Annotated in this window: 22 protein-coding genes and 1 tRNA gene; 18 read left to right on the forward strand and 5 right to left on the reverse strand. The window is 72.9% G+C overall.

From position 1 onward, the window contains the following. Positions 1-55 precede the first annotated feature (55 nt). From ACFU5G_RS05590 to ACFU5G_RS05620, 7 genes are all read left to right on the forward strand, one after another. Entirely contained in the window at positions 56-1,702 is a 1,647-nt protein-coding gene (locus ACFU5G_RS05590; protein WP_377241625.1) for a M20/M25/M40 family metallo-hydrolase, read from the forward strand. Between the two features lie 120 nt (positions 1,703-1,822). Then, on the forward strand, positions 1,823-2,104 hold the full coding sequence (locus ACFU5G_RS05595) for a CD225/dispanin family protein (RefSeq protein WP_377241627.1): 282 nt from the start codon (positions 1,823-1,825) through the stop codon (positions 2,102-2,104). Between the two features lie 78 nt (positions 2,105-2,182). Further along, a complete protein-coding gene (locus tag ACFU5G_RS05600) occupies positions 2,183-3,391 on the forward strand; it encodes a hypothetical protein (RefSeq protein WP_377241630.1) in 1,209 nt (402 codons plus the stop codon). A gap of 10 nt (positions 3,392-3,401) precedes the next feature. Next, on the forward strand, positions 3,402-4,994 hold the full coding sequence (locus ACFU5G_RS05605; protein WP_377241632.1) for a methyltransferase: 1,593 nt from the start codon (positions 3,402-3,404) through the stop codon (positions 4,992-4,994). A 173-nt stretch (positions 4,995-5,167) separates the two neighbouring features. Then, entirely contained in the window at positions 5,168-6,109 is a 942-nt protein-coding gene (locus ACFU5G_RS05610; RefSeq protein WP_377241634.1) for a LysR family transcriptional regulator, read from the forward strand. A gap of 153 nt (positions 6,110-6,262) precedes the next feature. After that, positions 6,263-7,384 (forward strand): S1 family peptidase, encoded by a 1,122-nt coding sequence (locus tag ACFU5G_RS05615; RefSeq protein ID WP_377241636.1) that lies wholly within the window; start codon positions 6,263-6,265, stop codon positions 7,382-7,384. 205 nt (positions 7,385-7,589) lie between these two features. After that, positions 7,590-9,044: a S1 family peptidase gene (locus ACFU5G_RS05620; protein WP_377241638.1), complete on the forward strand. Its 1,455-nt coding sequence runs from the start codon at positions 7,590-7,592 to the stop codon at positions 9,042-9,044. A 71-nt stretch (positions 9,045-9,115) separates the two neighbouring features. Here ACFU5G_RS05620 and ACFU5G_RS05625 read toward each other — a convergent pair whose 3' ends face one another. After that, complete coding sequence (locus tag ACFU5G_RS05625) at positions 9,116-10,066, reverse strand: phosphatase PAP2 family protein (protein WP_377241640.1); 951 nt, start codon at positions 10,064-10,066, stop codon at positions 9,116-9,118. Positions 10,067-10,300: 234 nt separating this feature from the next. Between ACFU5G_RS05625 and topA the strand changes: the two genes are divergently transcribed. Beyond that, positions 10,301-13,099, forward strand: coding sequence for a type I DNA topoisomerase (topA, locus tag ACFU5G_RS05630; RefSeq protein WP_377241642.1), 2,799 nt, complete (start codon positions 10,301-10,303; stop codon positions 13,097-13,099). Positions 13,100-13,108: 9 nt separating this feature from the next. On the opposite strand, the gene ACFU5G_RS05635 is transcribed toward topA, so the two are convergent. After that, positions 13,109-13,510, reverse strand: a complete 402-nt coding sequence (locus tag ACFU5G_RS05635) for a pyridoxamine 5'-phosphate oxidase family protein (protein ID WP_020015844.1) — start codon at positions 13,508-13,510, stop codon at positions 13,109-13,111. A gap of 84 nt (positions 13,511-13,594) precedes the next feature. Between ACFU5G_RS05635 and tmk the strand changes: the two genes are divergently transcribed. The 10 genes from tmk to ACFU5G_RS05685 all read left to right on the forward strand — a co-directional run bounded on the left by tmk (position 13,595) and on the right by ACFU5G_RS05685 (position 24,794). Continuing rightward, positions 13,595-14,287, forward strand: a complete 693-nt coding sequence (gene tmk / locus ACFU5G_RS05640) for a dTMP kinase (protein ID WP_377241644.1) — start codon at positions 13,595-13,597, stop codon at positions 14,285-14,287. Next, the gene (locus ACFU5G_RS05645) at positions 14,284-15,420 is read left to right on the forward strand and encodes a DNA polymerase III subunit delta' (protein ID WP_377241646.1); all 1,137 of its coding nucleotides are present in this window, start codon (positions 14,284-14,286) and stop codon (positions 15,418-15,420) included. Before tmk ends, ACFU5G_RS05645 begins: the two co-directional genes overlap by 4 nt. Before the next feature lie 144 nt (positions 15,421-15,564). Continuing rightward, positions 15,565-17,235, forward strand: coding sequence for an enoyl-CoA hydratase-related protein (locus tag ACFU5G_RS05650; protein ID WP_377241649.1), 1,671 nt, complete (start codon positions 15,565-15,567; stop codon positions 17,233-17,235). A 158-nt stretch (positions 17,236-17,393) separates the two neighbouring features. After that, the gene (locus ACFU5G_RS05655; RefSeq protein WP_377241651.1) at positions 17,394-18,044 is read left to right on the forward strand and encodes a hypothetical protein; all 651 of its coding nucleotides are present in this window, start codon (positions 17,394-17,396) and stop codon (positions 18,042-18,044) included. Between the two features lie 63 nt (positions 18,045-18,107). After that, complete coding sequence (locus ACFU5G_RS05660) at positions 18,108-19,649, forward strand: alpha/beta hydrolase (RefSeq protein WP_377241653.1); 1,542 nt, start codon at positions 18,108-18,110, stop codon at positions 19,647-19,649. 125 nt (positions 19,650-19,774) lie between these two features. Continuing rightward, positions 19,775-19,850, forward strand: a tRNA-Thr gene (locus ACFU5G_RS05665). Between the two features lie 237 nt (positions 19,851-20,087). Further along, a complete protein-coding gene (locus ACFU5G_RS05670) occupies positions 20,088-21,191 on the forward strand; it encodes a hypothetical protein (RefSeq protein WP_377241656.1) in 1,104 nt (367 codons plus the stop codon). Positions 21,192-21,321: 130 nt separating this feature from the next. After that, the gene (locus tag ACFU5G_RS05675) at positions 21,322-22,005 is read left to right on the forward strand and encodes a hypothetical protein (protein WP_377241658.1); all 684 of its coding nucleotides are present in this window, start codon (positions 21,322-21,324) and stop codon (positions 22,003-22,005) included. A gap of 123 nt (positions 22,006-22,128) precedes the next feature. Then, a complete protein-coding gene (locus ACFU5G_RS05680; protein ID WP_377241660.1) occupies positions 22,129-23,664 on the forward strand; it encodes an MFS transporter in 1,536 nt (511 codons plus the stop codon). Then, positions 23,661-24,794, forward strand: a complete 1,134-nt coding sequence (locus tag ACFU5G_RS05685; protein WP_377241662.1) for an aminopeptidase P family protein — start codon at positions 23,661-23,663, stop codon at positions 24,792-24,794. Before ACFU5G_RS05680 ends, ACFU5G_RS05685 begins: the two co-directional genes overlap by 4 nt. Before the next feature lie 31 nt (positions 24,795-24,825). Here ACFU5G_RS05685 and ACFU5G_RS05690 read toward each other — a convergent pair whose 3' ends face one another. The 3 genes from ACFU5G_RS05690 to zapE all read right to left on the reverse strand — a co-directional run bounded on the left by ACFU5G_RS05690 (position 24,826) and on the right by zapE (position 26,788). After that, positions 24,826-25,215: a DoxX family protein gene (locus ACFU5G_RS05690; RefSeq protein WP_377241664.1), complete on the reverse strand. Its 390-nt coding sequence runs from the start codon at positions 25,213-25,215 to the stop codon at positions 24,826-24,828. An 83-nt stretch (positions 25,216-25,298) separates the two neighbouring features. Next, entirely contained in the window at positions 25,299-25,736 is a 438-nt protein-coding gene (locus ACFU5G_RS05695; RefSeq protein WP_377241666.1) for a DUF2809 domain-containing protein, read from the reverse strand. Beyond that, the gene (gene zapE, locus ACFU5G_RS05700; RefSeq protein ID WP_377241668.1) at positions 25,733-26,788 is read right to left on the reverse strand and encodes a cell division protein ZapE; all 1,056 of its coding nucleotides are present in this window, start codon (positions 26,786-26,788) and stop codon (positions 25,733-25,735) included. Before zapE ends, ACFU5G_RS05695 begins: the two co-directional genes overlap by 4 nt. Between the last annotated feature and the right edge of the window lie 8 nt (positions 26,789-26,796).

The following is a 26,796-nucleotide window of genomic DNA, read 5'->3' on the forward strand; positions in this document are numbered from 1 at the left end:
GGGAGCCCCGACGCAGGGGTCCCGTCGTGGGAGGCCCGGAGCAGGAGAAGGTCCCGTGAGTGCCGACATCGACCCGACCGAGGCCATTCCTCAGGTCACGGCCGAAATGATCGCGAAGGCGGCAGCCCAGCAGGCCCCGGCCGAGCGTGAGGTCACCGCCGCACCGGAGCGCAAGCCGGCCGCGAAGCCGCAGCCGCAGCCGCAGCCGCAGCCCAGGCCGGAGCCCAAGCCCCGCCCCAGGCCGGAGCCCGTCGCCGAGCAGCCCGCCGCGCCGGACGCCGTGCTGTCCCAGCGGCCCGGCTCGTCGCCGTTCGCCGCGTCGGAGCCGTACGCCGACCGGCACACGTCGGCGGGCCACATCGCCGCCGGGCACCTCTCGTCGCTCGTGCAGATCCCGACGGTGTCCACGTGGGACCCGCAGTTCCTCGACCACGAGTCGTTCGCCCGGCACCGCGCCGCGCTGGCGACCTTCTACCCGCGTGTGCACGCCCTGCAGAGCGAGCCGGCGGGCGAGCACGGCCTGCTCTACCGCTGGCCCGGCCGGGGGCGCCAGGACGTGCTGCACCCCTACCCCGTCGTGCTCATGGCACACCAGGACGTGGCGCCGGTGCGGGTCATGGACTGGCCCGGCGGCAACCCCTTCTCGGGCGAGATCCACGAGGGCGTGGTGCACGGTCGCGGCACGCTCGACGACAAGGGCGCGCTCGTCGCGGTGCTCGACGCCGTGGAGACGCTGCTCGGCGAGGGCTTCGTGCCCGAGCGCGACATCTGGCTCTTCTTCGGCGCGGACGAGGAGACGGTCGGGGAGTCCGCCCAGATCGCCGTCCGCCGCCTGTACGAGCTCGGCGTGCGCCCGTGGCTCGTGCTCGACGAGGGCGGGTTCGTCGGGACCGACGTCTTTCCCGGGGTCGACCGGCAGACCGCCCTGGTGGGCGTCGCGGAGCGCGGCCTGATCGGGATCAACCTCTACACCACGGACGTCGGCGGCCACGCAGCCACCCCCGGCCGCTGGACCGCGACCACGCGCCTGTCCCGGGCCGTGACGCGGGCGGGCCGGCACCGGTTCGCGGCGCGCGTCAGCCCGCCCACCGCCGAGATGCTCGCCGCCGTGGCCCCGCGTGCCACCGGCTTCAAGGGCACGATGCTCCGGCTGGTCACCAAGGTGGCCGCCGGGCCGTTCCGCAAGCTCGCGGCCTGGCTGCTGGCGGGCGCCGGCCCGGAGGCGACCGCGATCGTCCGTACCACCGTGGCGGTCACCGAGCTGGAGGGCAGCCCCGGCGCGAACGTCGCGGCCGCGACGGCCCGGGCCCGCCTCGACGTCCGCGTGGCACCCGGCGACACCGTGGAGCGGACCGTCGCGCGGCTGCGCCGCGTCATCGCGGACAAGCGGGTCGAGATCGAGGTCGTGGAGAGCGACGAGCCCAGCGAGGTCTCGCCCACCGACAGCCAGCAGTTCGCGCTGCTGAGCGAGTCGATCGGGGCCGCGTACCCGGACGCCCTGGTGGTGCCGCACGTGGCACCGGGCGCTTCCGACGCGCGCCGGTTCACCCCGATCAGCGACCACGTCTACCGGTTCCGGCCGTTCGTCATGAGCCGCGAGCAGCGGCAGTCGTCGCACGGTGCCGGAGAGCGGCTGAGCGTCGATTCCCTGAGCCGCGGAGTGCATTTCTATCGCGAGGTGCTGCGCAAGATCCCGGGCTGACCTGGGCATTCAACAAAACGCCGAAATTGCACTAAGTTCTCCCTCTATATCGGTGAGGGGGGACATTTCATGAGTAACTCGGCAGCGCAGCCCGGGAGCTCGGGTCGCTCGCGTGCGCCCGTGAACGTCAACGTCCACACCTACCCCGCGCAGCTGCAGTACCCGCCACCGACGTATCTGGTGTTCACCGTCCTGGTCACCCTGTTCGGATTCCCGCCGACGGGAATCATCGCGCTGGTGAACGCCATGCGCGTCAACACCCTGTGGAAGACCGGGCAGCACGACAAGGCACGCAAGTCGTCCCGCCGCGCGCGCAACTGGGGTCTGCTCACGCTCGCCATCTGGGTCGTGGCCGTCGTGGTCGTGGTGTTCTGGGCGAGCATCGCCTACCTGAACGGGTAGCACTTCACCCACAGTTCGTCAGCTATCACACGATTGCCCCTCCTGTCTTCCCCGGTTCTGCGGGTAAAGTGCGCGGCTATGAGTGCGACACGGCGCAAGGGCTCGCGAGGTGGTCGTGCTGCTGCCCGCGCTGGTGGTCCCCCCGCAAGCAATGCGCTGACCTGGGCGGAGAGCCTCGCGTCAGGCGAGGACGCGCCGGGTGCGAGCGCGCTCGAGTGGGCCGAGGGGCTCGGCAAGGACAACGCCGCGCCCAGCCCGTGGGGCGCCGCGGCGGGCGTGGCCGCGCCCGCTGAGCCCGCCCCGGCCGAGGACGCCGCCGGATCCCCCTGGGGACCCGTCCCGGCCCCCGCCGTCGCCGACGGCGGGAGCGACGCCGAGCCCGAGGCCGACGCCAACCCGTGGGGCTCCGTGGCCGCGGCCGAGCCCGCGACGACCCGGGGCCGTAGCAAGAACGCCGGCGGCAAGAGCGGCAAGGCCGGCAAGTCGCGCGGCAAGGGCAAGGGTGCCCGGTCCGGCGCCAAGGGCGCGCCCAAGGAGGACCTCACGCCGACCCCCGCGGGCGGCTTCCCCCTGATCGCGGGCCCGGTGGCCGACGAGGCCCCCCAGGAGCCGCTGCCCGACGACGGCGCGCTGCCCGGCCTGCCGAGCATCTCCGGCTCCGACGCCGCCGTCCCGGCGGCCGGCGACGAACCGTCCGGACCGGGCAGGTCCGGCTCGTCGAAGGCCGGCTCCGCGAAGGCCGGCAAGGGCCCTCGCGGCCGCATCCCCACGCCCAGCACGGCGCAGCAGCGGAGGATCAAGAAGACCCTCCGCCGGGGCCTGCCCAAGTTCCTGGACCGCCCGCTCGTGCTCGTCCTGGCCGGCGTCGTCTCCGCGGGCCTGGGCCTGGGCGCGGGCTGGGGCATGGACACCTTCTCCGGCGGCGCCGGCGGCTCGGGCTCGACGGCGGACGCCGCGTCGTGCGCGCAGACGCAGATGGCCTGGACGCAGGCCGCCAACGCCCAGTCGGCGATGGTCGAGGACCAGCCCGACACCCTGCGCAAGGGCTTCATCAACGCGCGCAACGCGCTGGACGGCGTCACGCCGCCCGAGGAGATCTCGCAGGAGTGGGCGGTCGCCTTCACCTATTACTCCACGGTGGCCAACAACATCGAGAAGGTGAAGGCCAACGACGGCCCCGCGGTGACCTCGGCGGTCGGCGGTGCGCAGAAGGAGCTCGACACCGACGCGATGATCGAGGCGACCAAGACCATCGGGCTCTACGTCAACTCGAACTGCACCCGGTAGTCAGGTCAGGATGGTGCCCGTGCACCCTCCTGTGACCGATCCCGGCCTCGTCGCGTCCCTCCGGGACGACCTGGTCTCCTCCGCCTACGACGTCGACGGCGTCGAGGACGTGCTCGGCCCGCTGGCCGCGTCCGCGCTGCACCGGGAGCAGGCCCTGCCGGCGCGCCGGGCCCTCGCCGCGGCGGTGGCGGGCAAGCCGGCCGCGGACCGCGACCCGCGCGCCACGCTCGCCACCCTGTTCCTGCTGGGCGAGCCCGTGCCGCGCGCCGCGCTGGACCGCGCGCTGCCCGGCACCGGGACGGCCGGTGCGGAGCGCCTCGGCCTGGTCGCCGCCCAGGGCACCGGGGACGACGACGCCGTGCGCGCCGTCGTGGACCTGCGCCCCTACTCGTCGGTCGACGCCGTCGGCGACGCCCGCTGGTGGCTCGCCAGCGACCTCGGCGAGCTGGCCACGGGCGGGCGCCTGGCGACCGACCACGTGCTCGGGGCCGGCGGCGCGTCGCTGACGCTCGCCCAGGTCACGGTGCGCAACCCGGTCGGCCGGGTGCTCGACCTCGGCACCGGCTGCGGCATCCAGGCCCTGCACGCGGCGCGGCATGCCCAGCACGTGGTGGGCACCGACATCTCGCACCGCGCGCTGTCGTTCGCGGGCTTCAACGCCGCCCTGAACCTGCCTGACGGCGCGGAGCTGGACCTGCGGCACGGGTCCATGCTGGAGCCGGTCGCGGGGGAGCGGTTCGACCTGGTGGTCTCCAACCCGCCGTTCGTCATCACGCCGCACGCGGGGGCGGCCGGCCGCGCCGTCGCCGACGCGCTCGGCGACTACGAGTACCGCGACGGCGGCCGGGCGGGCGACGACCTGGTACGGGACCTGGTCCTCGGCGTCGGCGGCGTGCTCGCGCCGGGCGGCACGGCCCAGCTCCTGGCGAACTGGGAGCACCGCCGCGGCGAGCCGTGGACCGAGCGCGTGGGCCGCTGGCTCGACGAGGCCGGCCTGGACGGCTGGATCATCCAGCGCGAGGTGCTCGACCCCGCCGAGTACGCCGAGACCTGGATCCGCGACGGCGGCACCACGCCCGACCGCGAGCCGGACGCCTGGGCCGCGGCGTACGGCGCCTGGCTGGACGACTTCGCGTCCCGGGACGTCGAGGCGGTCGGCTTCGGGATCGTCACCCTGCGGCGGCCCGCCTCGGGCGCCGCGACGCTGCGCCGCCTGGAGGAGCACACCGGGTCGGTGCGCCAGCCGCTCGGGGCGCACATCGCCCGCAGCCTCGCCGGGCACGACTGGCTGGCGGCCCGGGACGACGCCGCGCTCGCCGCGGCACACCTGGTGACCGCCGCCGACGTCACCGAGGAGCGCTACCTGACGCCCGGCGCGGCGGACCCGAACGTCGTCGTGCTGCGGCAGGGGGACGGGCTGGGGCGGGGCGTGCACGCGTCCACGCCGCTCGCGGCGCTCGTCGGCGCGTGCGACGGCGACCTGACCGTCGGGCAGATCGTGGCTGCCATCGCGTCGCTGTTCGAGGTGCCCGCGGACGCGCTGGCGGCCGAGCTGCTCCCCGCGGTCCGCGGCCTGGTCAGGGACGGTTTTCTGGAGGGCTGACCGGCGTCCGCGGCGGGCCGTCCCGGGGACCCGGCAGGGCCGTCGCGGCGGCCGCGCGGACCCCTGGAGGCCGTTACCGGGACGTAACGGTCTTTCGCGCAGACCGATAAATTTTGTCGATGCCCGAGACATATGGGCGTATGACAGATATTTTCCACCCTGTGGAACTCGACATGCGGCACTTGAGGATGGTCGTCGCGGTTGCCGAGTCGGGCAGCGTCACGAAGGCGGCCGCTGCCCTCGGCATCGCGCAGCCGGCGTTGACCGCGCAGCTCAACCGCATCGACCGGTCCCTGGGCGGGAACGTCTTCGTCCGCGACCGGTTCGGTGCGCGACCGACCGAGCTCGGCGAGCTGGTACTCAGGCACGCCCGCGTGCTTCTCCCTGCCATGTCGGCCCTGGCCGACGACGCCGAGCGCCTCGTCAACGGCGACGTCGCCCACGGCGAGACCGTCCGGGTCGGCATCACCGGCACCGGCCTGGGCGGGCTGTTCGTCAACCAGCTGCACATCGGCATGCCCGGTGCGCAGGTCACCACGGCCATGCCCCACCTGCCCGACGACGTCGCGGCGCGGCTCGCCCGCGGCACCATCGACGTCGGGCTGGTCGGCATGTGCTCCGACGTCTCGCCTCCGGCGGCCGTCGAGGTGTCCTGGACCCGGGTCTGCACCGACCCGATGTTCGTGCTCATCGACGAGCACCACCCGTACGCGGGCAAGCCCGAGGTGTCGCTGGCGGAGCTGGCAGAGGAGCAGTGGCTCCGCGTGCCGTCGCACGGCTGCCTCGAGGAGTGCTTCGTCTCGGCGTGCGTCCGCGCGGGGTTCACGCCCCGCGGCATGGGCGAGGCCGAGTGGACCACCGCCGTCGACCAGGTGCGCGCGGGGCGCGCCGTCGCGCTCGTGGAGCCCGGCCAGCCGGACCCGCCGGGCGTGGCCGCGGTCCCCCTCGCCGGGGCGCCGCTGCGCCGTACCCACTACCTGGGCTGGCGGCACGACGCCGACCTGCGCGTGGACCTGGAGGCCGTCGAGGGCGCCGCGCACCGCGCCCACCGCGACGCGGTGCGCCGCAGCCCGCAGTACGAGCAGTGGCTGGCCATGTACGGGATGCTCGGCTGATGGGGACACTTACGTGGTTTGCCCTCCATAGGAAATATGTATGACCTGAGTGTGATCTGGGCGTGAAGTCCATCTCCTCCTACGGTGGCAGGGCGGGTGAAAAATCACCCGTGGGTGGAACTTCACCCTCTCCGATCCAAGGAGTCGCTGGAGATGAGACGTACTTCCCTCCGGGGCGTCGCCGTGGCAACCGCCACCGTGGGCCTCTTTGCCGGCACCATCAGCGCCGTCGCCGCCGCACCGTCCGACGTCGAGGCCGCGACCGCCGGCTACACGCCGGGCCTCGTCGCCGCCATGGAGCGTGACCTCGGCCTGAGCACGGCGGACGCCGTGGCCCAGATCGAGGCGCAGGAGCTCCTGGCCGACACGCAGCAGAGCCTGGAGAAGTCGCTCGGCGCCTCCTACGCCGGAGCCTGGGTCGAGGGGTCGGACGCGCTGCACGTCGCCGTCACCGACGCCGCGCAGGCCGCCGACGTCCGCGCGGCCGGGGCCACCCCCGTGACCGTCGACAACTCGCTCAAGGCGCTCGACGCCTGGACGGCGGACCTGGACGGCGCGCTGTCCTCGTCCGACGTGACCTCGTACCACGTGGACGTGGAGACCAACGAGATCGTCATCGACGTGGTCGACGGCGCCCGCGCCGACGTCCGCGCCGCGGTGGCCGAGGCCGGCGTGCCGGCCGGCGCCGTCACGCTGACGCAGGCGACCGAGCGGCCGCGCACCTTCGCCGACGTGATCGGCGGCGAGGCCTACTTCATCGACGGCAGCGCGCGCTGCTCGGTCGGGTTTGCCGTCACCGGCGGCTTCGTCTCGGCCGGCCACTGCGGCTCGGTCGGCTCCTCGGCGAGCGAGCCGAGCGGCACCTTCGAGGTCTCCGAGTTCCCGGGCAGCGACTACAGCTACGTCTCGGTCGACTCGGACACCCCGGTGGGCGTCGTCGACGACTGGAACGGCGGCACCGTGGCCGTCGAGGGTTCGACGCCGGCCGCCGTGGGCGCCAGCGTCTGCCGCTCGGGCTCCACGACCGGCTGGCACTGCGGCACCATCGAGGCGCTCAACGCCACGGTGAACTACGCCGAGGGCAGCGTCTCCGGCCTCATCCAGACCGACGTCTGCGCCGAGCCGGGCGACTCGGGCGGCTCGCTGCTCGCCGGCTCGCAGGCCCAGGGCATGACCTCCGGCGGCAGCGGCAACTGCTCCTCCGGCGGCCAGACCTTCTTCCAGCCGGTGGGCGAGGCGCTGAGCGCGGCCGGTGTGTCGCTCCTGACGAACTGAACCAGCCGAAGGCACTGACGCGAGGGCGCTGAGCGCCACCGCCGTCGGGCCGCGGGGCGGGTAGGGGAAGTCCCTACCCGCTCTGCGGCATGTCCGCATATTGCGCCGATATGTCCAAAACGGTATCTGGGAGTTACCTGAACGCGACCTTACGCTCTGTCGCACTGGGTGAATTCATTGCCCCGACGACAAGGAGTCGCTGGACATGAGACGCACATCCTTCAAGGCGATCACCGTGGCCACAGCCGCGGCGACGCTTCTCGCCGGCAGCATCACCGCTGCGACCGCAACCGCTGCTGCCGGAGCCGACAAGCCCGAGGTGTCCAGCTACGCCCCGGGCATGGTCGACGCCATGGAGCGCGACCTCGGCCTGACCACCTCCCAGGCCGTGGCCCGTCTCAAGACCGACGAGGCCCTGTCCGACAAGCAGCACGCCATCGCCAAGTCCCTCGACAAGGGCTACGCGGGTGCCTGGGTGAGCGGCACCGAGCTGTTCGTCGCGGTCACCGACAAGGCCAGGGCGGCCGAGGTCCGGGCCGCAGGCGCCACGGCGGTCACCGTCGACAAGTCCCTGGCGCAGCTCGACCGTCTGGCCACGAAGGCGTACCGGGCGGCTCCCGAGGCCAAGGTCGCCGGTGCGTACGTGGACGTCGAGTCCAACGCGGTGGTGCTGGAGGTCGCCAAGGGCGCCAAGGCCGCCGTCGCCGCCGCCGTCGAGCGGGCCGGCATCGCGGCCGGCTCCGTCTCCCTCGTCGAGGTGAAGGAGATGCCCCGCACCTTCATCAACGTGATCGGCGGCAACGCCTACTACATCGGCGGCTCGCGCTGCTCGGTCGGCTTCTCGGCCACCGGCGGGTTCGTCACCGCCGGCCACTGCGGCAACGTCGGCAACGCCACCACCAGCCCCAGCGGCACCTTCCGCACCTCCTCGTTCCCGGGCAACGACTACGCCTACGTGAACGTCGGCACGGACGACACCCCCGTGGGCGCGGTCAACAACTACAGCGGCGGCACCGTGAACGTCGCGGGCTCGACGGCGGCCGCCGTGGGCGCCACCGTCTGCCGCTCGGGCTCCACGACCGGCTGGCACTGCGGCACCATCCAGGCGCTGAACGCCTCGGTCACCTACGCCGAGGGCACCGTGTCGGGCCTGATCCGTACCAACGTCTGCGCCGAGCCGGGCGACTCCGGCGGCTCGCTGCTGGCCGGCACCCAGGCCCAGGGCATGACCTCGGGCGGCTCGGGCAACTGCTCCTCCGGCGGCACCACGTATTTCCAGCCGGTGAACGAGGCGCTCAGCGCCGCGGGCGTCACCCTGATCACCGGTGGCGGCGGCACCACGCCCCCGACCGGCTGCGCGAGCCAGGAGACGGCGTTCAGCGGTTCGCTGAGCAGCGGCGCCTACACGTACAAGCCGAGCAGCAGCGGTTTCTCGGCGTCGTCCGGCACCATCACGGGCTGCCTCGACGGCCCGACCGGTGCCGACTTCGACCTGTTCCTGCAGAAGGTGAGCGGCAGCAGCTGGGTCACCGTGGCCCAGGGCATCACGTCGCAGCCCGACGAGAGCGTGAGCTACAACGGCACGGCGGGCACCTACCGCTGGGTCGTGGAGTCGTACTCGGGCTCGGGCTCGTACACGGGCGGCTACTCGACCCCGTGACCCCCTTCGGATGACGTGTCAGACGCTCAGGTCACTCCCGTGATCTGAGCGTCTGACACGCTCGTGGGGTCTCAGGGGCGCGCCGTGGACTGCCGGACCAGGAGGAGCAGGGCGAACGAGCCCAGGGTCACGGCCACCACGCCGAGCGCCCCGCCCATGTAGGCCGTCAGGTCGCCGCCGATCGGCAGGGCCCAGCCGTAGCCACGCACGCTGCCCAGCGCGCCGACGCCGAGCGCCCCGCTGACCAGGGCGCCGAGCAGCAGCAGGCCCGCCGCGCCCGACGACCCGGGCTCCGCGCCGGAGCGGGGCTCGTCCAGGGACGACCGGGAGCTCAGCACGCAGACGCCGGCGCCCCAGGCGAGCACCACCAGGATCGCGGCGACGACGTCGGACGGCCGGTGCCACTGCCCGATCAGCGTGGAGACGCCGGTCGCCGCCGTGTAGGCCGCGCCCGCCAGCGCGACGACCGGGCGCCAGCGCCGCGGCACCGCGATGAGCAGCCCGGCGGCGATCGAGGCGGCGACGGTCGTGTGCCCGCTGGGCAGGGTGTTGATGTCGGCGCGCGCGGTGTCGAGCAGCGCGGGCCGGTCGAGCACCAGGTGCTTGAGCACCTGCGTGGTGAGGTTCGCGCCGGCCACCAGGATCACGACCTGCGCCGCGAGCCACCAGCGCCCGCGGGCCAGCGCGAGCACGACGGCGACCGCGAGGCCCAGGCCGACGAATGAGTTGGACACCACACCGAGCACCGGCTCGGCCAGCTCCCACAGCACGCCCTGCCCGGTGGCCGCGCCCTCGAGCGCGAGCTGGTCGGCGTGCTGGCCGCGGCCGGAGGCGACGAAGGTGTCCCAGGTGGCCCACACGCCCCACATGCCCAGGACGGCGACGACGGCGGCCGCCACGCGCGGACCAACCCGGGGCCGGTGACCAGGCGTCCGACCGGGCATCGGGCTGCTGACGCTGCCGATGGCGTGGCCCTCTGCGGGCTGCGACAGCGCGGGTGGCGGGAGGGTGCGGTCGGTCATGGCCCCACGGTAGAGGAGTCCGTTGGAGAGACCGTGGCGCAGATGTGTGGCTCCCTGTGTCATCGACGCCGTGTCCTTGACGCCACGAGTGAAAATCACCACGGTCATGTGAAACTGCCGGGCGGCCCACTGTGAGCCCGGATAGGGTGCGATCCGTCGCGCCTGGCGTACCGTGAACTCTCCAACGCCACCCGGCGCACGTCCCCAGACCCAGCAGGAAGCAGGCAGGACCGGATGTCCCAGGCACGCAAGCTCGTGATCGTCGAGTCGCCCACGAAGGCTCGCAAGATCCAGAGCTATCTCGGTGACGGCTACGAGGTCGAAGCCAGCGTGGGGCACATTCGCGACCTCCCGCAGCCCAAGGACCTGCCCGCGGAGATGAAGAAGGGCCCGTACGGCAAGTTCTCCGTCGACGTCGACAACGGGTTCGACCCCTACTACGTGGTCCACGCGGACAAGAAGAAGAAGGTCTCCGAGCTCAAGAAGGCCCTCAAGGATGCCGACGAGCTCTTCCTCGCGACCGATGAGGACCGCGAGGGCGAGGCCATCGCCTGGCACCTGATCCAGGAGCTCAAGCCCAAGGTCCCCGTCAAGCGCATGGTGTTCCACGAGATCACCCGCGACGCGATCCTCCGCGCGCTGGAGAACACGCGCGAGCTGGACCAGGACCTGGTGGACGCCCAGGAGACGCGGCGCATCCTCGACCGCCTGTACGGGTACGAGGTCTCGCCGGTCCTGTGGCGCAAGGTGCGGCAGGGCCTGTCCGCCGGCCGCGTGCAGTCGGTGGCCACGCGCCTGGTGGTCGAGCGGGAGCGCGAGCGCATGGCGTTCGTCTCGGCCGACTACTGGGACGTCGCGGGCACCTTCGCGGTCGCGGACGACGGCGCCGGCTCCGGCCAGCCGTCCTTCCGCGCGCGGCTCACCCAGCTCGCGGGCCAGAAGGTCGCGTCCGGCCGGGACTTCGACGACCGGGGCCGGCTCAAGGTCCGCACCGGTGTCGTGCAGCTCGACGAGGCGGCGGCCCGCGCCGTCGTCGCCGGGCTGGAGGCCGCCGACTTCGCGGTCAAGAGCCTGGAGACCAAGCCGTACACGCGCCGTCCGGCCGCGCCGTTCACCACCTCGACGATGCAGCAGGAGGCGGGCCGCAAGCTGCGGATGTCGTCGCGGCAGGCGATGCGCACCGCGCAGGGTCTGTACGAGAACGGCTACATCACCTACATGCGTACCGACAGCCCGTCGCTCTCCAAGGAGGCGACGGACGCGGCGCGGCGGCAGGCCGCTGAGCTGTACGGCGCGGAGTACGTGCCGGGCGCGCCGCGGCTCTACGCCAGCAAGGCCAAGGGCGCCCAGGAGGCGCACGAGGCGATCCGCCCCGCGGGCGACTCGTTCCGCACCCCGGCGCAGGTCGCCGGCGAGCTGAGCGGCGACCAGTTCCGGCTGTACGAGCTGATCTGGAAGCGCACGGTGGCCTCGCAGATGGCGGACGCGAAGGGCTCGACGGCGTCCGTCCGCCTCGGCGCGACCATCGTCGGCGGCGCGCAGGACGGCAACGAGGCGGTGTTCTCGGCGTCCGGCACGGTGATCTCGTTCCGCGGCTTCCTCGCGGCCTACGAGGAGGGCGCGGACGCCGAGACCGACGCGCCCGACACCGCCGCGGCGGCCAAGGAGACGCGCCTGCCGACGATGGCCGAGGGCGACGCGCTGACCGGCACCGACCTCGCCGCGGACGGCCACTCGACCACGCCGCCCGCCCGGTACACGGAGGCCTCGCTGGTCAAGGCGCTGGAGGAGCGCGGCATCGGCCGCCCGTCCACGTACGCCGCGACCATCTCGACCATCCAGGACCGCGGCTACGTGATCACGCGCGGCCAGGCCCTCGTGCCGACGTGGCTCGCGTTCGCGGTGATCCGGCTGCTGGAGGAGCACTTCGACCGGCTCGTCGACTACGACTTCACCGCAACGATGGAGGAGGACCTCGACCAGATCGCGGCCGGCTCCCGCGAGCGGGTGGCCTGGCTGCGCGAGTTCTACTTCGGGGAGGTGCCGGGCAACATCGGCACGTCCGACGAGCTCGGCGTGGACAGCGAGGGCGGCGGGCTGCGCGCCCTCGTCGAGAACCTCGGCGAGATCGACGCCGCGGCGATCAACTCCGTGGACATCGGCGAGGGCATCCGGGTGCGCGTGGGCCGCTACGGCCCCTACCTGGAGGACCTCGCGGCCGAGGTCGAGGAGGGCAAGACCCCGCCCCGCGCCTCGGTGCCGGACGACGTCGCGCCCGACGAGCTGACCGTCGCCAAGGCGCGCGAGCTGCTCGCGGCCGGCGCCGACGACGGCCGCGTGCTGGGCGAGCACCCCGAGACGGGCAACCCGATCGTGGCGAAGAACGGCCGCTACGGCCCGTACGTCACCGAGCAGCTGCCCGAGCCCGACCTCGACCCGGACCTGTCGGCCGCGGCGAAGAAGCGGGCGCTGGCCGCCCTGCCCAAGCCGAAGACTGCGTCGCTGCTCAAGACGCAGGCCCTGGACTCGGTGACCCTGGAGGACGCCCTGCAGCTCATGTCGCTGCCGCGCGTCGTGGGCACGGACCCGGAGTCGGGCGACGAGATCACCGCGCAGAACGGCCGCTACGGCCCGTACCTCAAGAAGGGCACGGACTCGCGGACCCTGCCGTCCGAGGAGGCCATGTTCACGGTCACCCTGGACGAGGCGCTGGAGATCTACAAGCAGCCCAAGCGGGGCCGCGGGCGCACCGCGACGCCGCCGCTGCGCGAGCTCGGCGACGACCCGAACAGCGGCAAGCCGATCACGGTCAAGGACGGCCGGTTCGGCCCGTACGTGACCGACGGCGAGACCAACCGCACCCTGCCGCGGGACCTCACCCCGGAGTCGGTCACGGCCGAGCGGGCCATCGAGCTGCTCGCCGAGAAGCGCGCCCAGGGCCCGGCCAAGAAGCGCACCCCGGCGAAGAAGGCGCCGGCCAAGAAGGCGCCCGCGAAGAAGGCTCCGGCCAAGAAGCCCGCGGCCAAGAAGTAGCCGCGCGGGTCAGCGCCGCAGGCGGCGGCCCGTCACGTGGGTGGGCGTGATGCGCACCCACGTGTCCCGGGTCTCCTCCAGGTAGCTGATCAGGTTGGTCGACTCGGCCGCCGCGATGTCGGCGTCGGTCTCCAGGATCTCGGCGGTGCCCTTCACGACGACGCTGTACGCGATCTCCGGACCCCACTGGTCGACCTCGAACGCGACCTTCTCGTTGATCGCCACCTCGGCGACCTTCGTGCCCGGGATGGTGTGGAAGTAGATGGTCCGGTCCGCGACCGCGAAGTTCAGCGGGAAGATCTCGGGCTCGCCCCCGACGGCGGTGCCGAGGCGCCCGATGGGCTGCATGGAGAGGAACTCCCAGCACTCGTCCTCGGTGATCGACGTGATGCTCTGCTCGTTGTCGTCCATCTCCCCATCGTGCGCCGGGTGCGCGGGCGCCGCTCAGCGGAAGCCGCCCGGGTCGATGTCAGCGGGCCCGGTTAGGGTGGCGGCGTGAACGCACCGGGCTACTTCATCTCCTTCGAGGGCGGCGAGGGCGTGGGCAAGTCGACCCAGTCCCGCCTCCTCGGCGACTGGCTGGCGGACCTGACGGGCCGCGAGGTCCTGCTCACGTTCGAGCCGGGCGCGACCACGCTCGGCCAGGAGCTGCGGGCCGCCGTCATGCACGGTCAGGACATGGGCCCGCGCGCCGAGGCGCTCATCTACGCCGCCGACCGCGCCCACCACGTCGAGACCGTGGTCCGGCCCGCGCTGGAGCGCGGCGCCGTGGTGATCACCGACCGTTACGTCGACTCCTCGATCGCCTACCAGTCCGGCGGCCGCGACCTGCCGCCCGGCGAGGTGGAGCACCTCTCGCTGTGGGCCACCAAGGGCCTGCGCACGGACATCACGATCCTGCTCGACCTCGACCCCGAGGCGGCCGCCGCGCGCCGCGCCGCGGCCGAGGGCAAGGGTGCGCTGGACCGGCTGGAGCGGGCCGGCCTCGAGTTCCACACGCGGGTGCGCGACACGTTCCTCCAGCGCGCGGCGGCCGACCCGGAGCGTTACGTGGTCATCGACGCCGCGGCCCCGGTCGACGACATCCAGGCGCAGATCCGCGTCGACGTCGTCGCGCGGCTGGGCCTGACGCCCGTGGTCACCGAGGCGGCCGCCGTCACGGTCCCCGACTCCGAGGACCGCTCGTGACGGTGTGGGACGACGTCGTCGGGCAGGAGTCCGCCGTCGCCACGCTGCAGGCCGCCGTGGCCAGCCCGGCCGCGATGACGCACGCGTGGCTGGTCACCGGGCCGCCCGGCTCCGGCCGGTCGGTCGCCGCGCGTGCCTTCGCCGCCGCTCTGCAGTGCCCGCAGGGCGGGTGCGGCGTGTGCCGGTCGTGCACCACCACCATGGCGGGCACCCACCCCGACGTCACGCTGCTGGCCACGGAGAAGGTCGTCATCACCATCGACGAGGTGCGCGACCTGATCATGACTGCGTCCCGCTCGCCCTCGGGCGGCCGGTGGCGCGTGATCGTCATCGAGGACGCCGACCGCATGGCCGAGCGCACCACGAACGTGCTGCTCAAGGCCATCGAGGAGCCGCCGCCGCACACCGTCTGGGTGCTGTGCGCGCCGTCGGTCCAGGACGTGCTGCCCACCATCCGCTCGCGCTGCCGCGGCGTGGTGCTGCGCGTGCCGCCCCCGCAGGCGGTCGCCGACCTGCTGGTGCGGCGCGACGGCGCGGACCCGGCGGTCGCGCTCAGCGCGGCCCGTGCGGCGCAGAGCCACGTCGGCCTGGCCAAGCGCCTGGCCCGGGACGCCGGGGCGCGCGAGCGGCGCACGGCCGTGCTGAGCATCGCACGCCGCATCCGCGGCGTCGGCGACGCCGTCCTCGCCGCGGGCGAGCTCGTGGACGTGGCCAAGGCGGAGGCCGTCTCGGCCACGCAGGAGCGCGACGCGGCCGAGAAGGCCGAGCTGCTGCGCGCCCTGGGAGTGGCCGACGGCGAGACGCTGCCCCCGCGCCTGCGCTCCCAGCTCAAGCAGCTGGAGGACGACCAGAAGCGGCGCGCCACGCGGCACCAGCGCGACGTGCTCGACCGTGCGATGGTGGACCTGCTCTCCCTCTACCGGGACGTGCTCGTGGTGCAGCTCGGGGCGGAGGTCGACCTGGTCAACGCCGAGCTCGCCGAGACGGTGCGTGCCCTCGCGGCCGACTCGACCCCCGAGCAGACGGTGCGGCGCATGGACTCGATCGGGGTGGCCCGCACCCGCCTGGACGGCAACGTGGCGCCGCTCCTGGCCCTTGAGGCGATGGCGATCGCGCTGCGTCCGCAGGGCTGAAGTTCCTCCGCGGTATCCGCCACGTGTGAAGATTTCGCGCGGGTGAATCTGAACCACCGTGGCACATTGTCCCGAATGCCGTCCCTGGTTAGGCTGCGGGGCGCCCCCAGAGCTCTTCCGTGCGATTTAGGAGTCCACCGTCCGATGAGGATCCTCCTGCTGGTTTCTGCCTTCAACGGTCTTACCCAGCGGGTCTGGTGCTCCCTGCGGGAGCAGGGGCACGACGTCGGAGTCGAGCTCGCCCCGACCTTCGAGTCGGGCGCCGCCATGACCCGCGCCGTCGAGCGGGTGGACCCGGACCTGATCCTCTGCCCGTTCCTCAAGCACCGCGTGCCGGACACGATCTACGACCGCTGGCCGACCGTCATCGTGCACCCGGGCCCGGTGGGCGACCGCGGGCCCTCGTCGCTGGACCACGCGATCCGCGACGGCCGGGACCGCTGGGGCGTGACGGCCCTGTCCGCCGTCGAGGAGCTGGACGCCGGCCCCGTGTGGGCCACGGCCGTGTTCGACATGCCGGACCAGCCCATCTCCAAGAGCGCGCTGTACAACAGCCGCGTCGCGGACGCCGCGATGGCCTGCATCGGCGAGGTGGTCCGCAAGGTCGCCGACGGCGAGCGGCCCATCCCCTCGGAGGCCTGCCTGCGGATCGTGCCGGTAAGCGGCGAGCTGCCGCTGCTGCGCCGCGAGGACTTCCGGATCGACTGGAGCCGCCCCGCCACCGAGCTGGAGCGGCTCGTCGCCGCGGCCGACGGCGCCCCCGGCGCCCCCGCGGGCGTGAACGGCCGCTCGGTCTGCGTGTTCGACGCCGTCGCGTCGCCGGAGCACACCGGCGCCCAGCCCGGCACCGTGGTGGGCCGCAACCTCGACGCGGTGGCGATCGCCTGCGGCGTCGGCACGCTCTGGGTGGGCTACGCCGCCGAGCTGAGCGGACGCCGCGGCACCAAGCTCCCGGCCGCGCAGGTCATCGACGCGAGCAACGCCCCATTCCGCCGCGTGCCGGACTCCATGGCGGAGACCACCTACGTGCGCGACGGCGCCGTCGGCTACCTGACGTTCCGCTCCTACAGCGGCGCGATGTACACGGAGCAGTGCCGCCGCATGACGAGCGCCGTGGAGAAGGCCCTCACCGAGGACACCCGGGTGCTGGTCATCAAGGGCACGGAGCACGCGTTCTCCAACGGGATCCACCTGGGCACCGTCGACGCTTCGCCCGACCCGGCCGCCGAGGCCTGGGACAACATCTGCGCCATCGACGAGCTCTGCCTCGCCATCGCGACCGCCGAGCAGCTCACGGTCGCCGCGTTCACCGCGAACGCCGGCGCCGGCGGCGTCATGGCCGGGCTGTGCGCGGACGTGACGCTGGCCCGCGAGGGCGTCGTCCTGAACCCGTACTACGACATGGGCATCTTCGGCTCCGAGCTCCACTCCTGGAGCATGCCGGCGCGCGTGGGCGACCACCGGGCGTCGCTGCTGCTGTCGCGCAAGCTGCCGATCTCGGTGGCCGAGGCGGCGCGCATCGGGCTGATCAGCGCCGTCGGGCCGCGCGAGTGGGGCGAGTTCACCACCTGGCTGCAGTCGGCGGCGCAGGGGTACGAGGAGCCCGCGACGCTCGGCTGGATGCTCGCCGCGCGTGCGGAGCGCCGGGCGACCGACCGGCCGCTGTCGTACTACCAGACCATCGAGCTGGCCGAGATGGCGCGCGACTTCTTCGACGACCGCAACGCCTTCTCGGTGCACCGCCGGGCCTTCCTGCGCAAGACGGCCGCGGACGCTACGCCCGAGAAGCTCCGGTTCGCGACCGCCCGCGTCTGACTTCTCACCCGCTCGAGGTGCCGATCACCTGACCCTTTGCCAATGTTGGTCGCGGTGTCGTGCAAGAACCACGCCGCTCGCCACATGACAGGGGTGGAGGCGTCGCATTCCTGCGACACACACCTGGTGGTGTCAGAGGCGAGCGGAAGGAACTGGGCATGAGGATCGAGCGGACGAACCGGTCGGGTGCTGCGGCACGGACTCTCACGCGCGCGGGCGCGTCGGCGCTGGGCATCGGGGTGATCGCGGTCCTCGCGCTGGCGGGGTGCGCGCAGGCCGACACCGCGGGATCCCAGACGGGCGGGTCGGTGTCGACGTCGTCCCCGGAGGAGAGCGACACGACGAGCCCCAGTCCCAGCCCCAGCGCGTCCGAGGACGGCAAGCTGCCGGAGGCCGCCGACATGGAGATCGCCGCCGGGAACTCGGGCCGCGGCCTGCCGCCGGGGCTCGAGGGCAGCACCGACTCGACCGTGGGCGTCGCGTGGTCGCCCGAGCCCGGTCTGCTGTACGTCGTGACCAACGGGTCCAGCTCGTGCCCCACGTTCGCGGAACCGCAGGCGACCATCGGCTCGGGCGGTAAGTCCGGCGGCGTGGCCGCGGCGGACGGCGTGCTCACGGTGACCTTCGTGCCCGCCGAGGACGGCATCTGCACCATGGACTTCGTGCCCACGACCACGGTGGTCGAGGTCCCGGCCGAGTCCGACACCGGGCAGCCGGTGCCGGTCCAGCTCGATGACAAGGGCAAGGTCGAGCTCCAGCCGCGCAGCGCCGACGGCGAGCCCGGTCCGGTCGCCTGGCTCGACTCGTGAGGGTCGCGTGTCGGTTCGCCAGCGGGTAGGAAATCCACCGAGCACAACCGGTAGGTTGGCCGGGTGATTCGCCCCGCCCGCCGTCGTCAGCCTGCGGCCGTCGTCGCCACGCTGCTCACCACTGCCCTGCTCCTCGCCGCCTGCGGAGCACCTCCCAAGGTGCAGACCGCGCTGGAGGACGTGGGCAAGTCGGACGGCTCGGCGACGGAGGGCGCGCCCAAGGGCTACGAGGACTACTACGGTCAGTCGCTGGAGTGGACCGAGTGCGGCGACGACTTCCAGTGCGCGACGGCGGCCGCGCCGCTGTCGTGGCACGACCCGGGGGCGGGGAGCATCGAGATCGCGCTCAAGCGCATCCCCGCCACCGGGCAGAAGACCGGGTCCCTGCTGGTCAACCCGGGCGGGCCGGGCGGCTCCGGGGTGGACTTCGTGGCCGACCCGTCGCGGTTCGGGCAGGCCCTGCGCTCGTCGTTCGACATCGTCGGCTTCGACCCGCGCGGGGTGGGGCAGTCGACGCCGGTCAAGTGCTACGACGACGCCGGCAAGGACGAGTTCCTCAGCACCGACTACCCGTACACGCCGGAGGGCCTCGCTGCGCGGCAGGACGCCGTCCGCGCCTGGGGCAAGGCGTGCGACGAGAACACCGGCCCGCTGCTCGGGAACGTGGACACCCAGTCCGCCGCGCGGGACATGGACATGCTCCGGGGCGCGCTCGGCGACGACGAGCTGAACTACCTCGGCTACTCGTACGGCACCCAGCTCGGGGCCACCTACGCCGGCCTCTTCCCGGACCGGGCCGGCCGCCTCGTGCTCGACGGCGCGCTGGACACCACGCTCAGCTCGGACGAGGTGGCGCTGCAGCAGGCTGAGGGCTTCGAGAGCGCGCTGCGGGCCTACGTGACCGACTGCCAGGCGGGCAGCGACTGCCCGCTCGGTGACGACGTGGACGCCGGCCTGAAGCGGATCCAGGACATGGTCGAGGACGCCGAGCCCAACCCGATCCCGACGTCGTCGGGGCGGGACGTGACCAAGAAGCTCGCGTTCTACGGCGTGGCCGTGACGATGTACGACGAGGCATCCTGGTCGTTCCTCACCCAGGCCCTGCGGGAGGTCTTCTGGGAGGGCACCGGTGACGACCTGCTCTACCTGGCGGACGTCTACAACGACCGCAACGACGACGGCACCTTCAAGTCCAACAGCGAGGAGGCGTTCCGCGCGATCAACTGCGCCGACTCCCGCGCCGAGGAGGACATGACGAAGATGCGCGACATCGCCGCCGAGATCGAGGCCGCCGCCCCCACGCTCGGCGAGTCGTTCGGCTACTCGGGCATCGAGTGCACCGACTGGCCGTACCCGCCGGCCGAGCAGGAGTTCGACCCCGCCGCCAAGGGCGCGCCCCCGATCGTCGTCATCGGCACCACGAACGACCCGGCCACCCCGTACCGCTGGGCCGAGGCACTCGCGGACACGCTGTCGACGGGCGTGCTGGTGACCTACGAGGGCGAGGGGCACACGGCCTACGGCCGCTCCAACACCTGCGTCAGCAACGCCGTGGAGACCTACCTGCTGGAGGGCAAGGCACCGAAGGACGGGCTCACCTGCTGACCTCTTGGGCGGCGCCGTTCCGCCGGTCAGGGAAGTCACACGGTTTCGCTTTGGAACCTGGGTCATGCATTGGGTACAGTTGGGCCCGCTCACCCATCCGGTCCTGACCGGTGTGCGGTGCGTGCGCCGCCTTAGCTCAGTCGGCAGAGCGTCTCACTCGTAATGAGAAGGTCGTGGGTTCGATTCCCACAGGCGGCTCCACCAAGGACACCCCGTCCGACCAGGCCATATGTGCCTCGGTTGGCCGGGGTTTCTTGCATCTCAGGCTCCGTTGCGGGCATCTCGCGCACCCCCGGCGTACTCCGCTCTCCCACGTTGGGCCCGCCGCCCGGTGGGAGCTGGAAACCGCGATCTACGGAAACGTAGCTGGCTGCCCCTCGAACATGTTCAGCTAATTGCCGCTCTCCGTCGACGGCTGAGAGGGCCTATTATCTGAACATGGAGCCTCTGCCCGCGAAGCCCCGCGACGAACGGCAGGTTGTTCAGGCTGCCGTCGACGTCCTTCGAACTCGGCTGCCGCCCGCCTGGGGCGTGGCCGAGTCGTCGGACCGCGCCGATGGTGCTGACCTGATTCTTCGCTTCACATCGCCGGACCAGGTTGCGGCCGTGGTTCTCGTCGAGGCCAAGACCACGCTGGAGGCTCGCGACGTCGCCACCGTTAGCGCAAAGCTCGCCGGCCTCATGGAGGCGGTTCCGGGATCGACCGGGATGGTTGTCGCCCGCTACCTGACCGGTTCCGTGCGCACACGTCTGGCGGAGGCCGGGTTGTCGTACGCGGACGCGACCGGCAACGTGCTGGTGCGAGTCGATATGCCGGGTCTGTTCGTCTCCGATCGTGGAGCGGACAAGGACCCGTGGCGCGGGCCCGGACGACCCCGCGGGGCGCTCAAGGGGGAGCCCGCAGCCCGGGTCGTGCGAGCACTCCTCGACTTCCCTGACCAGTGGCGGATCCGGCGACTGGTTGATGTTTCTGGGGCCGCGACCGGCTCCGTCTATCGCGTGATCGAATTCCTGGAGTCCGAGTCGCTCGTGACCAGAAGTCGCGGGGGAGACCTGACCCTCACCGACTGGTCGGGGCTTCTGCGCAGGTGGGGCCAGGACTATCAGTTCTCGCAGGCCAACGCCCTGACTCGTTGGGTCGCGCCCCGGGGCGTGGAGCACCTCGTGGACCAGATCCGCGCGGGTGCCCGTGAGGAGTACGCGGTGACCGGGTCGGTGGCGGCCGCCGCGTGGGCGCCCTATGCCCCGGCACGTTCTGTCATGGCGTACGCGGCCCGGCCCCGGCTGATCGCTGAGGAGTGGGGGCTGCGCGAGACCGACAGGGGGGCGAACGTGATCCTTGCCGAACCTGTGTTCGATGTTCTGACCGAGCGAACGATGATGGTTGACGGCCTTGTTCTCGCCGCGCCGACTCAGGTCGCGGTCGACCTGATGACAGGGCCGGGCCGATCGCCGTCCGAGGCGGAGGCTCTCATCGAATGGGCTGAGAACAGCCCTGAGTTCGCGGCATGGAAGGAACGAAATGCGGAGTCACGGACATGAGCTCGACCTGCTTGCGAGGTCCCGAGCAGTCCTCCTCGATGCGCTCGAGGCGCTAGCGGATCAGCGCGACGCAGTTGTCGTCATCGGGGCTCAGGCGATCTATCTCCAGACCGGGGGCGTGGACGTAGCGTTGGCCGAAGCCACCAAGGACAGCGACGTGGCGCTCGACCCCAGGGCCCTGGTCGACGATCCGCTCCTCGAAGCGGCGATGAAGAGCGGTGGCTTCGTACCGGGAGATCAGCCAGGTTCGTGGCTCAGCAGTGATGGGATCCCTGTCGATCTGATGGTTCCGGAGCAGCTGGCTGGCTTGGGTGGCAGGCGCGGCGCCCGCATCCCACCACACCACAAGGGCGTTGCCAGGCGCGCCCGGGGCCTGGAGGCGGCGCTCGTCGACAACTCGGAGATCGCAGTCCGCGCGCTCGATCCCGAGGACCCGCGAGAGATCCGAGCGCGTGTTGCTGGGCCCGCTGCCCTTCTGGTCGCGAAGCTGTTCAAGATCGCGGAGCGTGTAGGGGCGCCCACCAGGCTCAACGACAAGGACGCGCACGACATCTACCGGGTGCTTCGTGCCGTGGAGACCGAGACGCTCCGTACTGCGATCGACGACCTGCTCCGCAACGACCTGAGCCACGAGGTGACCCGTGAGGCGATCGACCATCTCGACGAACTCTTCGGCCGTGGACCTGATTCCCTTGGCGCGGTGATGGCCGGCCGGGCCGAGGAGCTCGTGGGCGAGCCCGAGCAGGTCGCATCCGCGGTGTCGTTCCTCGCCGCCGACCTGGTTGTTGCTCTGCGGCCGAGCCTGACCCGGTAGGCCCCTCTCGCACGGGCCAGGTCAGAACCATCTCTGACCGGGGGCCACCTGCCTCTCTCACCCAATTCGGGTGACCGGCCGCGCCCGGGCGGCTCCTAGGGTCTCGCTCGGGAGGGACCCCGGATGAACGCGACGAGCACCCCGGTCGGCGCCGGAGGCGTGCTGGCGGCGACCTGCATCTCGACGCTGGTCGTCAACGCGAACACCTCGGCGGTCAGCATCCTCCTGCCGGCGATCAGCGAGGACACCGGGATGTCGGTCGACACCTTGCAGTGGGCCGTCACCGGTTACTCGCTGGTCGGCGCGGCAGTGATCATCACCTCCGGCTCGCTCGGCGACGTCTTCGGGCGCAAGCGGGTCTTCCAGCTCGGCCTGGCGCTGTTCGTCGTCTCCTGCGTGCTGATCGCGCTGGCACAGTCGGGCGGCATGGTCATCGCGGGCCGGGTCATCCAGGGCGCCGCCGGCGCCACCATCCTGGCTTGCGGGCTGAGCCTGCTGTCGGTGGCCACGAAGGGCGACGAGAACTTGCGCGCCGTCTCGCTGTGGGGCGCCGCGGCGGCGGTGGGGGCCGCCGCCGGGCCGCTGGTCGGCGGTGTCCTGGTTGACGTCACGGGGTGGCAGGGGCTGTTCTGGATCGACGCCGGCGTGGCGGTGCTGTGCATGGCGCTCACCTACTTCGCCGTCGCGGAGTCCCGGGACCCGGACGCGCCACGGTCCATCGACTACCTCGGCACCTTCCTGATCGCCCTGACCCTGATGCCGCTGATCCTCGGGGTGAGCAAGAGCGGCGACTGGGGGTGGATCTCGGTGCCCACGCTCACCTGCTTCGCGATCACGCTGGTCGCGGGCTGGGCCTTCGTGCGGACCGAGCGCCGGGTCGCCGCCCCGCTCCTGGACCTGCGCCTGCTGCGCAACCGGGTCCTGGTGGGCGCGACCATCGCCATCCTGATCGGCGCGGGCACCATCAACGCGCTCATGTACCTGCTCAGCCTCTACTTCCAGGACCCGTCGACGCTCGGCCTCTCGCCGCTGCAGGCGGGGCTGGCCACGCTGCCCGCCACGGTGGGCCTCGTCGTCGTCGCCCCGCTGGTGCCCCGGCTGGCCGGGCGGTTCGGTCCCCGGCAGGTCATCGGCGCTGGCTTCGCGATCACGGCCGCCGGCTTCGTCGCGATCGGCTTCGCGAACGCGTCGTGGCAGTACCTGGTGTTCCTGCTGCCCCTCGTGGCCATCGCCGTCGGCATGGGCCTGTCGAACGGCCCGTCGTCGTCGGCCGCCACGGCCTCGGTGGCGGCGGACCAGGTCGGCGAGGCCTCCGGCGTCTCCAACATGGCCCGGTATGTCGGAGCGGCGGTGGCGACCGCGCTGGCGGCGACGATCTACGCCGGCGTGACCGCCAACCAGGTGGCGGACGGCGCCGCGGACGCCGACGCCCTCTCGGCCGGGCTGGCCGCGGCGTCGTGGGTCATGGCGGTGTTCAGCGCGCTCGGGCTGCTGCTCGCTATCGTCGTCATCGTGCGGCACCCGGCCGGCCGGGCCAGCCTGTCCGACTCGGCGGCCGCGGCCGCCGCGCACCTGCACACGCTGCCCACGACCGCCGCCGCCACGGGCGGGGCCCAGGACGCCCCGTCCGTCGACCAGCCCTCGGGAGAGACGTCATGAGCACCGAACCCCTCACCGCCGTCCCCTTCACCACCCGGGACTACGCCGCCCGCATGGCGCACGTGGTCGACGACGGGCGCGCGGCCGGCCTCGACGGCGTCCTGGTGGCGCCCGGGCCCGACCTGGTCTGGCTCACCGGCTACCAGCCGACGGCGATCACCGAGCGGCTCACCATGCTGCTGCTCACCGCGGACCGGGAGCCCACGCTGCTGGTCCCGACCCTGGAGCGGCCGGACGCCGAGCGGGCCGAGGGCGCGCCCGCCCTCGCCCTCGTGGGCTGGACCGACGGCGCCGACCCGTACGACGTCGTGCGCGGGATGCTGCGGCCGGACGGCGCGTACGGCGTCTCCGACAACACGTGGGCCATGCACCTGCTCGGCCTGCAGTCCGCGCTGCCCGGGTCGCGGTACGAGTCCCTGACCCGGCGGCTCCCGATGCTGCGGGCGGTCAAGGACGACAACGAGCTGGCGCGCCTGGCGGCCGCGGGCGCCGCGGCCGACGCGACCTACGAGGAGATCCTGAAGGTCCGCTTCGCCGGACGCCGCGAGACCGACGTCGCCGCCGACCTCGCCGACCTGCTGCGCGCCCACGGCCACGAGCAGGTCGACTTCACGGTCGTGGGATCCGGGCCCAACGGGGCCAACCCACACCACGAGGCGGGGGTGCGGGTGATCCAGGACGGCGACTGCATAGTGCTGGACTTCGGCGGCCTGATGTTCGGCTACGGCTCCGACACCAGCCGCACGGTCTGCGTGGGCGAGCCCACCGAGCAGGTCCGCGAGGTGCACGAGATCGTGCGCCGAGCCCAGCAGGCCGGCGTCGACGCGGTACGCCCCGGGGCGGCGTGCCAGGAGGTGGACCGCGCCGCCCGGCGGCTGATCACCGAGGCCGGGTACGGCGAGCAGTTCATCCACCGCACCGGCCACGGCATCGGCGTCACCACGCACGAGCCGCCGTACATGATCGAGGGCGAGGAGCTGCCCATGGTCCCCGGCATGTGCTTCTCGGTCGAGCCCGGTGTCTACCTGCCCGGACGGTTCGGCGTGCGGATCGAGGACATCGTCACCGTCACCGCGGACGGCGGGCGCCGGCTGAACACGAGCGACCACTCGCTGCGCGTCGTCGAGTGACCGGCCGGCCCGGCGGCCGGACGCCGGCCCCTCAGGCGGCCAGCGGGACGGGCCCGAGCCGGCCCCACAGCACGAACGCGATCAGCACCAGGTAGGCCAGGTCCGCCACCAGGAGCCGGTACTCCCGGCGGGAGATCCGCGTGACCGCCGCGCCCACCATGATCATCGCCAGGCCCAGCGCCGCGAGCGGCACCAGCTCCGGCGCGACGCCTGTCAGGCCCGGCAGCACGAGGCCGAGCCCGCCCAGGACCTCCAGCACGCCGATCGTCTTGATCCTGGCCGGGCTGACGTCATCGGTCCAGGCCGCCGAGTCGCCGCCCGTCGCGCGGATCCGCTGCTTGCTCATGACCACCTTGAGCCCGCCGCCGGCCACGTAGGCGAGCGCGAGCAGTCCGGCCACTGTCCACAGGGCGATGTTCATCGGGGTCCTTCCGGTGCCGCAGGTCGCTGTCGCCCCACCGACGAGACGGGCGCCCGCGCCGTGACGGCGTCCGCGGCCCGCCGTCAGCGCCGGGCGGTGCCTCGGAGCACGACGAGCCGGTGCAGCGCCCAGCCCGCTGCCGCGCCCACGGCGTACCAGGGCAGGTCCGGGGCGTTGAACGTGGTGCCGAGCACCAGCCGGGCGAGCGTGCTGTGCGCGCCGAGCGTCGCGGGCACGCCCGTGAGCTGGAAGAGCTCGACCGCCACGCTGAACCCGCACGCCACGACGGCGGCCACCCACCCGCGCGTGCGCGGGGCCACGACCAGCACGAGCCAGAAGATCAGCAGGGCGTAGAGCGCGTCGCCCGCGTACTTCGCCACGTCGCCCGCGAGCACCGACCGCACGGACAGTCCCGCGACCACGGTCAGCACGGCCGCGACGGCCGGTACGGCCCGACGGCGGAGCGCGGCCGCGACGCCGTCGTCCCGCGAACGCACGGTCGGCCGGTGCGCGCCGCTCATGCCTGCCGCTCCGGTACGAGGCGCCCGGCCCGACCCAGCTGCCGCAGCCGGCTCGTCGCGCGGGCCAGGTCGGGCGGGGCGGGGCGGCCGTCGGGCACCAGCAACACCTCGTCCAGCGGACCGGGAGCGGTCACCACGAGCGCCAGGTCCCGGTCGTAGAGCACGTCCACGAGACTCACGAACCGCGCCTGCGTGCTGACGTGGCAGTCGGCGAACGGCACGACGTCGGACACCACCCAGCGGTCGAACCGGTCCGCCAGCGACAGCAGGTCCAACGCGGACACCGGCGCGGTGCAGAGCCCGGCGAAGTCGAACCACACGGCGCCGTCCGCCGCGCGCAGGGCGCGCACGCTGCGGCCGCCGGCCAGGGGGACGTCGACGGCCTCGCCGGGCGTCGGCCGGGCGGGCCCGTTGTCCGCGAACCCGCCCGCCGACCCGGGCGTGACGACGAACCCCGTCCGCCATCCCGTAGCGGCCGGGGCGTGCAGCTCGCGGTAGTCCACCGGGCCGTCGACCCGCCGCACGTCCAGCGACGCCTCCAGCAGGGTGATGAGGGGCTCGGCGAGCTCGTGGAACAGCGGGTCGGGGAGCAGCCCCTGCGGCGGGTAGTTCGACGTCGCGACGAGCGTCACCCCGCGACCCAGCAGGGCGCGGAGGGCGCGGGAGAGCAGCATGGTGTCCCCGGCGTCGTGCAGGTGCAGCTCGTCGAAGCAGAGCACGGCGGCGTCGCCGAGCAGGGCGTCCAGGGCGCGCTCCATCGCGTCGGGCGTGCCCGTGCGGGCCCAGACCTCGGCGTGCAGCGCACGGTAGAACTCGTGGAAGTGGAACCGGGGCCCACCCGAGCGGCCGTGGAACCGGTCCAGCAGCCAGGTCTTGCCGCGGCCCACGGGGCCCCAGAGGTACACCCCGCGCGGGCCGTCGTGACGCGGGCGCCCGGGCCGCGTGCCCAGGGTGTGCAGCAGGTCCTCGAGGTGCTCCGCCGCGGCCAGCTGCGCCGTGTCGAGCGCGTACCCCGCGGCGCCGGCGGCGTCGCGGATCGGCGTGGACTGCATGCGTCGAA

The organism is Promicromonospora sp. NPDC057488, assembly GCF_042802395.1.
Lineage (GTDB): Bacteria > Actinomycetota > Actinomycetes > Actinomycetales > Cellulomonadaceae > Promicromonospora.